General features: G+C 66.9%; 9 protein-coding genes. 6 read left to right on the top strand and 3 right to left on the bottom strand.

Features of this window, described 5'->3' with window-relative positions; genetic code table 11:
- Positions 1-15 precede the first annotated feature (15 nt).
- A complete protein-coding gene (locus JE033_RS05035; RefSeq protein ID WP_200329852.1) occupies positions 16-1,581 on the top strand; it encodes a YdiU family protein in 1,566 nt (521 codons plus the stop codon).
- Positions 1,582-1,694: 113 nt separating this feature from the next.
- On the opposite strand, the gene JE033_RS05030 is transcribed toward JE033_RS05035, so the two are convergent.
- Positions 1,695-2,243, bottom strand: a complete 549-nt coding sequence (locus JE033_RS05030) for a type 1 glutamine amidotransferase domain-containing protein (protein WP_200329850.1) — start codon at positions 2,241-2,243, stop codon at positions 1,695-1,697.
- A 213-nt stretch (positions 2,244-2,456) separates the two neighbouring features.
- Between JE033_RS05030 and JE033_RS05025 the strand changes: the two genes are divergently transcribed.
- From JE033_RS05025 to JE033_RS14885, 4 genes are all read left to right on the top strand, one after another.
- Positions 2,457-3,107 carry an SDR family oxidoreductase gene (locus JE033_RS05025; RefSeq protein WP_200329848.1) on the top strand — a complete coding sequence of 217 codons (651 nt, stop codon included), beginning with the start codon at positions 2,457-2,459 and terminating at the stop codon, positions 3,105-3,107.
- Positions 3,108-3,173: 66 nt separating this feature from the next.
- Positions 3,174-3,596: a Fur family transcriptional regulator gene (locus tag JE033_RS05020; protein WP_200329846.1), complete on the top strand. Its 423-nt coding sequence runs from the start codon at positions 3,174-3,176 to the stop codon at positions 3,594-3,596.
- A 67-nt stretch (positions 3,597-3,663) separates the two neighbouring features.
- On the top strand, positions 3,664-5,142 hold the full coding sequence (locus tag JE033_RS05015) for a catalase (protein ID WP_090147047.1): 1,479 nt from the start codon (positions 3,664-3,666) through the stop codon (positions 5,140-5,142).
- 459 nt (positions 5,143-5,601) lie between these two features.
- Positions 5,602-8,187, top strand: coding sequence for a helix-turn-helix transcriptional regulator (locus JE033_RS14885; protein WP_200329844.1), 2,586 nt, complete (start codon positions 5,602-5,604; stop codon positions 8,185-8,187).
- A gap of 38 nt (positions 8,188-8,225) precedes the next feature.
- Here JE033_RS14885 and JE033_RS05005 read toward each other — a convergent pair whose 3' ends face one another.
- Together JE033_RS05005 and JE033_RS05000 are read right to left on the bottom strand one after the other, a co-directional pair.
- Positions 8,226-8,579 carry an ATP-dependent DNA ligase gene (locus JE033_RS05005; RefSeq protein WP_200329842.1) on the bottom strand — a complete coding sequence of 118 codons (354 nt, stop codon included), beginning with the start codon at positions 8,577-8,579 and terminating at the stop codon, positions 8,226-8,228.
- A gap of 145 nt (positions 8,580-8,724) precedes the next feature.
- Entirely contained in the window at positions 8,725-9,840 is a 1,116-nt protein-coding gene (locus tag JE033_RS05000; protein WP_200329840.1) for an AI-2E family transporter, read from the bottom strand.
- A 474-nt stretch (positions 9,841-10,314) separates the two neighbouring features.
- Between JE033_RS05000 and ectB the strand changes: the two genes are divergently transcribed.
- Positions 10,315-11,580, top strand: a complete 1,266-nt coding sequence (gene ectB / locus JE033_RS04995; protein WP_200329838.1) for a diaminobutyrate--2-oxoglutarate transaminase — start codon at positions 10,315-10,317, stop codon at positions 11,578-11,580.
- The last annotated feature ends 41 nt before the right edge of the window (positions 11,581-11,621 follow it).

Here is an 11,621-nt window from a genome sequence, read left to right as displayed (position 1 = left end):
CCGTAGACTCGCCACATGCCAGAATCGCCTCGCATCCCGGCCCCTGCTGTTTCGACTGATCCGACGCGCGCAGACAGCGCTCGCGGCGCCGAAACGTCGTTCGATCCCTTGCCAAGCGCGGCCGGCGTCACCCTCGAACATGGGTTCGCATCCCGGCTCCCCGAACTATCAGTGCCGTGGAACGCGTTCCGCCCCGAATCGCCGCGTATCGTCGTGTGGAACGAAGCCCTGGCAGAAGAACTCGGCATCGATGCGCACCGCTTCACCGAGAATTCCCTCGTCCGCTTCCTCCTCGGGAATGCGCTGCCAGAAGGAAGCGAGCCCGTCGCGCAGGCGTACGCCGGGCACCAGTTCGGCGGGTACTCGCCCCGCTTGGGCGACGGTCGCGCGCTGCTGCTCGGGGAGATCCGCGATCCGGCGGGGCGGCTGCGCGATCTGCACCTCAAAGGATCGGGACGCACGCCCTTCGCGCGGGCGGACGGATTCGCCGCGCTGGGGCCGATGCTTCGGGAATACCTCATGGGTGAGGCGATGGCGGCGCTCGGCGTGCCGACGACCCGCGCGCTCGGCGTGATCGCCACGGGGAGGAGCGTTCCGCGCGACGGCGAGTTGCTCGAAGGGGCGGTGCTGACGCGTGTGGCGAGCAGCCACCTCAGAGTCGGGAGTTTCCAGTTCGCGCGCGCGCAGGGCGACGCAGCCCTGCTGGCCCGCCTCGCCGACTACGCGATCGAGCGGCACGCGCCGGCGCTCTCGGGGGAGCCCGATCGCTACGCCGGATTGCTGGACGCGGTCGTCGCTGCGCAGGCGCGGCTCGTCGCGCACTGGGTGCTCGTCGGATTCGTGCACGGCGTGATGAACACCGACAACATGACGATCTCCGGCGAGACGATCGATTACGGTCCGTGCGCATTCATCGACGCGTTCGACCCGGCGGCCGCATTCAGCTCGATCGACCACCAGCGTCGGTACGCGTACGGCAATCAGCCGTCGATCGCTCTGTGGAACCTGACGCGCTTCGCCGAGACGCTCCTTCCCCTCCTCGCGCCGGATGCCGAAGCCGCGAAATCGGTCGCCGTCGCATCGCTCGACCGTTTCGGGGCGGCGTACAACGACGCCTGGATGGATGGGATGCGGGCCAAGCTGGGATTGGCGGGTTCCGCCGGGCGCGCGGCCGTCGACGACGGCGCGCTCGCGGAACTGACCGCCGACATGCTCACCGACCTGCAGCGGCATCGCATCGATTACACGAGCTTCTTCCGGGCGCTCGCGCGAGCCGGCTCGGGAGATGCCACCGCGCTCGACGACGTGCTCCCGCGCTCCGAGGGGGCAGGGGGCTGGGTCGATCGCTGGCTCCAGGCCGCACCCGATCCCGCTGCGATGGATCGGGTCAATCCGATCTACATCCCTCGCAACCACCTCGTCGAGGAGGCTCTCGAGGCTGCGTCCGAGGGAGACATGGAGCCCTTCTCCCACCTGCTCTCGGTGCTGGAGCGCCCGTACACCGCGCGAGAGGGCTTCGAGCGGTTCGAGCGTCCGGCGCCGGAGGGCGGCCCGGCGCACGTGACGTTCTGCGGCACCTGATCCTCGCGGCGGGCAACCCTCGCAGGCAACATGCAGCGATGCCGCCCGCGACCGTTGCGCTCCTGGAAGAGCCCGGTGCTGGCGGCATCGCTGTGCGGTGCAGAGCCTGCGGCCTACGCCGTCTGGCCGGGATGCTCGCCCTCGCCGATCTCCTCGACCAGCTTGGCGTTGAAGGCGGGCAGATCATCGGGAGTGCGACTCGTCACGAGTCCCTGATCCACGACGACCTCCTCATCGACCCAGGTCGCTCCTGCGTTCTGGAGGTCGGTGCGCAGGCTCGCGTACGAGGTGACGGTGCGGCCCTTGAGCACATCGGCGTCGGCGAGAATCCATCCGCCGTGGCAGATCGCGCCGACGGGCTTGTGCTGCGCGAAGAAGTCCTTGGTGAAGGCGACCGCATCGGCATCGAGCCGGATCTGGTCGCCGTTCACGACGCCGCCTGGCAGCACGAGCGCATCGAACTCACTCGCGTTCGCGTCGGCCGAGGTCAGCGAGACCTCCTGCTCATGGCCGTTCTTGCCGGTGATCGAACCGGTCTTCGTGGACACCACGATGACCTCCGCGCCGTGCTCCTGCACTGCGGAGATGGGTTCCGTGAGCTCTGAGTCCTCGAAGCCGTCGGTTGCCAGAACCGCTACGCGCTTGCCGGTGAGATGTGACATGAGTAAACCTCCTGGGTTCGGGAGTTCGTCGTCCGTCGAGACCCGGTTTCCGGGCCGACGTGTCGAGCCTCCCGCATCTCGGTCGAGCCCGGCACCCCGTTGCACGCGGCCGAACAGGGCGCTAGACGCGCGCAGACCGTGCGCTTACGGCGGGCGCTGCCACCGGTTCCGCTCCTGGAGAAACCGGGTGCCGGCGAGCGTAGTGTGGGGAGCATGGCAAGCATCATTATTTTCGGCGGACACGGCAAGATCGCGCTTCTGACGGAGCCGCTCCTCGCGGAGCGAGGCGACGCGGTGACGGCGGTGATACGCAATCCGGAGCAGGCGGAGGACGTGCGCGCTGCCGGCGCCGAGCCGCGGGTCGCCGACGTCGAGCACCTCGACGTGGACGCGCTCGTCGACGTCGTCCGGGGCCATGACGCGGTGGTGTGGTCGGCCGGGGCCGGGGGCGGCGACGCCGCGCGCACGATGGCCGTTGACCGGGATGCGGCGATCCGCACCATGGATGCCGCGGCTCGCGCTGGAGTGCCGCGTTACGTGATGGTGTCCTACTTCGGCGCGTCTCGCGACCACGGCGTCGACCCGGAGAACGCCTTCTACACCTACGCGGAGGCGAAGTCCCAGGCTGACGAGCATCTCCGGGAGTCTGAACTGGACTGGACGGTGCTCGGCCCGAGCGGCCTGACGCTCGATCCGCCGGCGGGCGCCATCGACGTCGACGCCGAGAATGGCGAGACGGTGGCGAGAGCCGACGTCGCTGCGACGATCGCTGCGGTGCTGGCCGATGACACGACCATTCGCCGCACGATCCGCTTCAATACCGGCACAACTCCCATCGCCGAGGCCGTTCGAGCCCGTTCCTGACCGCGAACCGCGCGACACGCGACCCTTTATTTGAATAACTCAAAATAAGTGCGTAGGATGATCGGTATGGAGACGAGCACCGAGGAAGCGCTGCGCGGCGTCGGTCTGCGAGCGACCGCAGGCCGCCTGGCCGTGCTCGATGCGCTCGCCTCCATGCCTCACTCGGACGCGGATCATGTGTTCCGAGTGGTCGCGAGTGCGCTGCCGACGACATCGATCCAGTCAGTGCACAACATCCTGGCGGACCTGACCGCGGCGGGGCTGACCCGACGCGTGGAGCCGGCAGGATCCGCGGCGCTCTATGAGCGGCGCGTGAACGACAACCATCATCATGTCGTGTGCTCCCAGTGCGGAGCCATCGCCGACGTCGATTGCGTCGTCGGTCACACGCCGTGCCTCTCCCCGTCGGAGACGGGGGGCTTCACCGTACAGACCGCCGAGGTGACGTTCTGGGGCATCTGCCCCGGCTGCGCCGTCTCGGCCGCATAGTCGAATACGCAGGATCGCCTCGAGTTCGGGGCACCATTCGTCATGCGCGAAACTCCCGAGGAGCAACATGAGTACACCCGACACCACGACCCAAACCGGAACGCCCGTCGCGAGCGACGAGCACTCGCTCGCCGCAGGGCGAGACGGCGCGATCGCTCTGCATGATCGCTACCTCGTCGAGAAGCTCGCGCAGTTCAACCGGGAGCGCATCCCGGAGCGCATCGTGCATGCGAAGGGAGGCGGCGCGTTCGGCGAGTTCGTCGTCACCGGCGACGTCTCGGCCTACACGCGTGCCGCGCTGTTCCAGCCGGGCGCCCGAACGGAGACCGTGCAGCGCTTCTCCTCGGTCGCCGGTGAGCAGGGATCGCCGGATACGTGGCGCGACGTTCGCGGCTTCTCGGTGAAGTTCTACACGTCGGAGGGCAATTACGACATCGTCGGAAACAACACTCCGGTGTTCTTCATCCGCGACGGCATCAAGTTCCCCGACTTCATCCACTCGCAGAAGCGCCTGCCCGGCTCGGGCCTGCGCGACGCCGATATGCAGTGGGACTTCTGGACGCTCTCGCCGGAGTCGGCTCATCAGGTCACCTACCTCATGGGCGACCGCGGTCTGCCTCGCTCCTGGCGCCACATGCCAGGCTTCGGCTCGCACACCTACCAGTGGATCAACGCGGCCGGCGAGCGCTTCTGGGTCAAGTACCACTTCGAGGCGCTGCAGGGCAATGTCGAGATGTCGAGCGAGGAGGCCGAGGCGATCGCCGGCGCAGATGCCGACTACTACCGCAGGGACCTGTTCGACGCGATCGAGCGCGGCGAGTTCCCGTCCTGGAAGGTGTCGGTCCAGGTGATGCCGTACGAGGAAGCGAAGACGTACCGGTTCAACCCGTTCGATCTCACCAAGGTGTGGCCGCACGCGGACTACCCGTTGATCGAGGTCGGCGTGCACACGCTCAACCGCAACCCGGAGAACTTCTTCGCCCAGATCGAGCAGGCCGCCTTCTCGCCGGCGAACACGGTGCCCGGCATCGACATCAGCCCCGATCGCATGCTGCAGGCTCGTGTCTTCTCGTACCCCGACGCGCAGCGGTACCGCGTCGGCACGAACTACAACCAGATCCCGGTCAACGCCCCGATCGCCCCGGTGGCCAACTACTCGCAGGATGGCGCGCAGCGCCACGGCTTCAACTCGCCGAGCACGCCGGTCTACGCCCCCAACTCGAAGGGCGGACCGCGTGCAGATGCGGCTGCTGCTGGCGTCGGATCATGGGAATCTGACGGTGAGCTCGTGCGCACGGCGGCGACGCTGCACGCGGAGGACGACGATTTCGGCCAGGCCGGCACGCTGTACCGCGAGGTGTTCGACGCTGCAGCTCGAGCGCGCTTCCTCGAAACCATCACCGGTGCGGTCGGCGGTGTGCAGAGCCCCGAGATTCGGGAGCGGGCGATCGGATACTGGAGCCAGGTCGACGCCGAGCTCGGCGCTGCCCTGCGTCGCAACTTGGAGGCTGGAGTCGAGGCGGTAGCGGCGACGGTCGACGCCTGATTCTGCGACGGTGACGCGCTGGCGCTCGTAGTCAGCGCGCCTCACGGGCCGGCGAGAGGACTCCTCTCGCCGGCCTTCGTCGTCCTCCCTCCTTGCGCAACGAGGGAGCATTCCCAGTACTTCCCGCGCGGCTTCAGTACTGCATCGGCTGAGCCGGCTACCTATCGACCGGTTGCTTCGCGCGTGAAACATTCCGTCTGACGCTGGAACTCAGCGCTATTGCGCGAGCGCCCGTCTTCGGAACCATAGGCTTCAATTTCGCCTAGGGAACGTAGGGGGAGTCATGCACGCCAGTCGCACGAGACATTCACGGATCACATCGCGATCGTTCCGCTGGCTCGCCCCCGTCCTCGGCATGCACTCGAATTTCAACCTCGATGTTCTCCCTCACGCCGGAGACCGCTCGCGTGTTACCGTTGGCCGCGGACGGTGTGGTCGATGAGGAGAGGGGATCTCCCGGTGAAAGGTCGAGATCGCAGCCTCGCGAAGGCGCAGAGCCTGGTCGAGAACGGCTTGAGCGTGGACATCGTCGGCAGCAGGGGGAGTGGGCGCACGGCGTTCATGGAGGCCCTCGCGACGAGGCTCGAAGACGCCGGATGGACGGTGCATCGCATTCGCGGGGTCGCCTCGCTCAAGCAGAACCCATTTGCGGCGATCGCGCTGTCCGGCATCGCCGAGTTGTCGCCGACGCGACGCATCGATGCGGTCATCGAAGACGTCGGGCGCCAGCTGACCGAGCAGGTCGCGAACGCGCGAAGCGCGTACTTCCTGGACGACTGGGACGACCTCGACGAGGTCTCGTGGGGCGTGATCGAATACGTGCGGCGCACGACCGGGGTGCCCATCGTCATCTCTCGCCTGCAGGGTCTCCGAGCCCGGCACACTCCGAGCGGGCTTCCGGCTTCGACGCTGTCGCCGACGTACGTCATCGACATGCTCCCACTGCGATTCGAAGATCTCGACGCGGTCATGAGTGAATACCTCGGTGCCGACATCGAACCCGGGACCTCGAGACGTCTCTACACGAAGACCGGCGGCAACGTGGGGCTCGCGCTTTCCCTGGTCGACGTGACCGTGCGCGAGAACCGCTTGGTGCAGATCGATGGTCGGCTCTGGACCGCGACCGGTGAGCTGTGGAGCCCAGCGCTCCGCGCCGTCATGGAGATGCACCTGGAGAGCCTCGACGCGGCATCTCGAGATGCTCTGGAGACCATCGCGATGGTGGGTCTTGCCGACGTCGAGACGGTGCGCACGCTCGTGGACTGGTCGACGCTCGAGGTGCTCGAGGAACGGGCGATGATCGCCTTCGCGCAGGGGACGCGGAACAACTACGTCTCCGTCGTGCCGCCGCTGTTCACCAGCTACTTCAGGCATGACCCGCTGTCAGCGCGACGCATCCGGCTGACGGAGAAGATTCTCTCAGCCCTCGGAAGTGCGTCGCTCAATTTCGAGCTCGAGCGCACCTGGAACGACCTGGACGGCGCCGGCGAGAAACAGGACGCCCTTTTCGCCGGAATGCTGCGCGAATCACTCAAGACCCGGCAGCTCGTGGCGGGGTACGAGTGGGAGAAGAACGCAGACGTTCACACCGCGAACGCATACGTCGACATCCTGACGCAGGCCGGAATGGCCGCCTCAGAGCCGAGCATCGCGCGAGTGTTCGCCGAGACCGATGAGAGAAGCGGCGATATCGCGGCCAGGGCCGAGTACTGTTCCCGCCGGGCGGATTGGCTCGCCTACAACCGTGGTCAGATCGATGAAGCCCTCGTGTACCTGGACGCGCACGCCCGCGAACTCGCCAGCTACGGCAGGATGCTCGACGCGAAGCGCATCAGCATCCTCGCCGATTTCCGGTCCGTCCCCGAAGGCTTCGAGATCGTACTCGAAGTCACCGATGACCTGCCGGTGCCGGTGCAGACCGCGCTCCTCGAAACGCAGCTCCGCGTCCTGATCATCGCCGGTCGACTGTCAGACGGAAATCGGGTGTACGACGAACTTCGTCGCCTCGATCCACAGGGTGAACGCGCCGCGGCTCGCTCGGTGCAGGGCATCAGCCTGCTCGCGCAGGGGGCGTACGAAGCCGGAAGTCGAGATCTGAACAACGGGCTCGACGAGGCGCGTGGAAACCTCGACGTGCACTCGTTCCGCACCTTCGCCGGTGCCGTCGCGTTCTCGCATCTGCACAGCGGAGATATGCGGGCGCATGGAGAGCTCCTGGACGTCGCGCTCTCGACGGGTGAGCTCGCTCCGCTGCCGCCGGGAAGCCGCGCCACCGTTCTCATCTCGGCCTGCATCCTCGCGGCGGCGCGCGGCCAGGTGGCGCTCTGCACGAAGTACGCTGATCTCTTGCGGTCGGGGCATACCGAAGATCTTGCGCTGCCGATGCAGAGCGCGGCCTGGGCCGAAGCGCAGGTCAAGATACTCGACGGCGACGCCGAGAGCGCGGCCAATGTGCTGTGGGAAGCGTCGACAGCGCTGCGCGATCGCGGGGCGGTGTTCGCTGCGCAGATCGGCATGCTCGCCTCGCTGGAGATGAAGATGGACGCCGATCGCCTCGCAGAGGCGCTGCACCTGCTCGATCAGCACCCCGAGGCGGTGGTGCTCGCAGCGCAGGGGCGGTATCTCGAGGCAGGCTTGCAGGGCGACGCCGATGCCATGCTCGAAGCCGCACGCGCTCTCGAGCGGTACCGCCGAACCGGCATCGCGCTGGCCGCCTACGGCCGGGCCGCTGAACTGTTCGCCGACGAGCAGCGGCTCGAGCGTCGCGACGAAGCCTTGGGAGACGAACGGAAGCTCCGCGCTCGGTTCAGTGGCCGGGTCTTCAACACCACTCGGTTCGGGGGCATGGGCATGGCCCTCTCGAAGCGGGAGAAAGAAGTTGCGACGCTCGCGGTGAACGGCCTCAGCAACCACGAGATCGCGTCGCGACTGGTGGTCAGCGTCCGCACCGTGGACAGCCACATGTATCGAATCATGCGCAAACTGGGCGTGACGAGCCGAGACTCGCTCGAGGCGAAACTCGGTGCCAGCGCACTCCTGAACTGACGGGTCCCACCGACGCGGCACCGCCGCCCCGTGAGTGCCTACCGATGCTCGCGCAGGTTCCCCGGGTACTGGTTCCCCTCCGCTTCCGCTTCCGCGAGCGAGCCATCCTCCTTGGTCACGAGGAGACCCGTGGTGGCATTGGCGGATTCACCGAGGCGCAGGAGCCAGTCCGTGTTGATTTCGGGAACTCGACTTCCCAAGAACTTGAACGTGATGGAGACGTCCGGCGAGAGCCAGATCGAACTCCGCCCGTCCCCGGCGTTCGCGTTGTCCTTCCACGACATGAGGAAAGACTCTTCGCGCATGAGTTTCTGCACGATGACGATCTGCAGGTGGGAGAGGAGTCGATCCTCGAAGTGGGTCGTGAGTCCGTCGTAGCGTATCGATCCCATACCAGCTCCTGAATTCACCTCAGGTAGCGGAGGAAGGTCCCCTGACAAGAAATGCCCAAGTCGTCTCAGTCAAACGCAGTCGGACATTTTCCAGCACCCCTTGACAACCCAGGGGAGGGCGCGATCGCTGCGTGCTGCGCTTGCATCAGGACGGCGCGGGCCCCGGATCGCCGTCCCTTCCCCGCCCGTTCGCGCGTGGAGCCCGGCCGATTCCCTGCGCCTGCCGCGCAATCGCGATCAGCGGAGGCCCGAGCACCATTCCGAGGACACCGGCGACGGTGCCCCCGACGAGCGTGGCGAGCAGCACCGCTGCGGGGTGGAGCCGCAACGTCGCGCCGAGAGCCCACGAACTCACGATGCTCTGGACAGTGCCGTTGGAGACCATGAGGCTCGCTCCGACGATCAGCGCGGCGAACGCGCCACCCGATCCGAACGCCACCAGCACGGCGAACGCGCCGGTGATCCAGGCTCCGATGTACGGGATGAAGGAGAGTGCAAAGTACAGGATGGTGATGGGTACGAGCAGCGGCACTCTGAGCAGGAGCAACGGCACGATGAGGATCGGGGCGGTGATGAGAGCGGTGACCGCCACGCCCTTGAAATACTGACGGAGCGAACGGCGTGTGATGCCGTCGAGTTCGATCACGATGCGTTCCCGAACGCCCGTCCGCCGTGCAAGCCACGCGGGGAACACGCTGCTGTCGCGCAACGTGAAGAACAGGAAGAACAGGGCGAGGAACGTGCTCACGACGAAGGTGACCAAACCGTAGAACGCGCTCGTGAACGCTCCGAGCAGTCCGAACCCGAGCTGCGGCAAGGAGTGATTCGTCGACTCGCGCACCTGGTTCATCCACGAGACGTCGAGACCGGACGATCTCAGGGTCGCAAGGAGACGACGCCAGCTCTCCCACAGCTGCTGAGAGATCTCGGGCAGCTGCTGGGTGAAGCCGAGGAAGATCACGAAGCCGAGGCCCACAGCGACGGTGACGGCGGCCAGAAGGGTGATGGCAGCGGCCGCAGAAGCCGGGAGCCGAAGACGCCGCAACGCGACCATCATGGGTTCGAAGACTGCGCCGAGGACCACCGCGATCAGCAGCGGCGCCAGAATGCCGCTGAGTGCACTGATTCCGCACGCGATCGCGAGGGCGAGGAGGATCGCGCCGAGGGCCGCCCAACTGAACGTCCCCAGACGCTGCACTCGCTCAGACAGCGTCGCACGAGCGGGGACCGCATCGTCGTTGCCCGAGCCGGATGAGAGCATTCTGCATGATAACCCGCGACACGGACGATGCGCAGGCACGCCAGGCGGATGCTGTCGAAGGACTCGACGAATGCGGAGCCCACCGCTCCGGATACTGCAAAGCAGGCCTGCGCTCCGGGTTGTGCCGGCACTGGCGTCTCATGAGAGCACCGGCGAGCGAGTATTGCAGTGCAGCACATGCTCGCAGGACCACCCACCCCCCCCCTAGCGACTGGGAGCATGCAGCTGCCGAGGTGTCCTGCACCTCGCTGGAGGATTGGCCGCTCGAGAACCTCGGTTCACGCCCGTACGCGAAGACGCGGCCAATCCTCCACTCATTTCAGAGGTTCGTACCTCTCGCCGCCCGCCTGGCCCGCAGAGCTCGGGAAACCGCCTATCCTCGGTAGGAAGAGATCGGCGCTTCACCCCGCGCCGGATCGAGGCCGGCGCGGTACCCCCGCGCATCGCGAAGGTAGAAGAGAGAGAGCTGGATCCATGAGCGACCTTGCAGTGTTCGATCAGTACGAGTCCGAGGTGCGCGGGTACATTCGTTCATTCCCCGTCGTCTTCGAACGCGCGCAGGGTTCGGTGCTCACCGCAGAAGACGGCCGCGAGTACCTCGACTTCTTCAGCGGCGCGGGCGTCGTCAACTACGGGCACAACAATCCGGCGTTCACGCGTGCGCTGGTCGAGTACCTGCAGAGCGGTGGGATCATCCACGGCCTCGATATGGCGACATCCGCCAAACGCGACTTCATCGAAGCGTTCCAGCGTCTGGTGCTCGCACCGCGCGGCCTCGACTACAAGATCCAGTTCACCGGCCCGACGGGGGCGAACGCGGTGGAATCAGCGCTGAAGCTCGCGCGCCAGGCGACCGGGCGACAGAATGTGGTGGCCTTCACCAACGGCTTCCACGGCCTCAGCCTCGGTGCGCTCGCCGCCACCGGGAACGAGAAGTACCGTGCAGCGGGCGGTGTCTCGCTCGGCGACGTCGCACGACTGCCGTACGACGGGTACCTGGGCGGCGGCATCGACACCCTCGACCTGCTCGAGCGCATGCTCGACGATCCGGGGTCGGGTCTCGACCTCCCCGCTGCGGTGATCGTCGAGACCATTCAGGGGGAGGGCGGCATCAACGTCGCACGTGCCGAGTGGTTGCAGCGTCTCCGCGCGATCACCGAGGAGCGCAGCATTCTGCTCATCGTCGACGACATCCAGTCGGGTGTGGGGCGCAGCGGTGCGTTCTTCAGCTTCGAGCAGGCGGGCATCGTGCCCGACCTCGTCACCGTGTCGAAGTCGATCTCGGCGTCGGGCCTGCCGATGGCGATCCTGCTGATGCGGCCGGAGATCGACGTCTGGAAGCCGGGCGCCCACACTGGCACGTTCCGCGGGAACAATCTCGCCTTCGTCTCTGCACGCGTTGCTCTGGAAACGTACTGGGCCGACACCGCCTTCACCGATGCGATCGCCGAGCGCGAGACGCAACTGCGCGCAGCGCTGGAACGCATCGCCGAGGAATTCCCGGCCGCCGAGTTCACCGTGCGCGGCCGCGGGCTGATGTACGGGCTCGCGTCGCCGTCTCGACCTCAGCTCGCCGGTGCCGTCTCCCAGGAGGCGTTCGCTCGGGGCGTGGTCATCGAGACGTCCGGTGCCCGAGACGAGGTGCTCAAGTTCCTGCCGGCGCTCACCATCACCGCGGAGGAGCTCGACCGCGGCATCGCCCGGGTGCGCGAAGCGCTCGTCGCGGCCCTCGCGGTCTGAAGCGGGACGAGCACTGGACTCGCTCCAGGCGCAGGCCGTCG

This window comes from Leucobacter sp. L43 (genome assembly GCF_016597785.1).
GTDB classification, from domain to species: domain Bacteria; phylum Actinomycetota; class Actinomycetes; order Actinomycetales; family Microbacteriaceae; genus Leucobacter; species Leucobacter alluvii.
The sequence above is the reverse complement of the archived record's forward strand: the minus strand, read 5'-3'. Positions and strand labels throughout refer to the sequence as shown.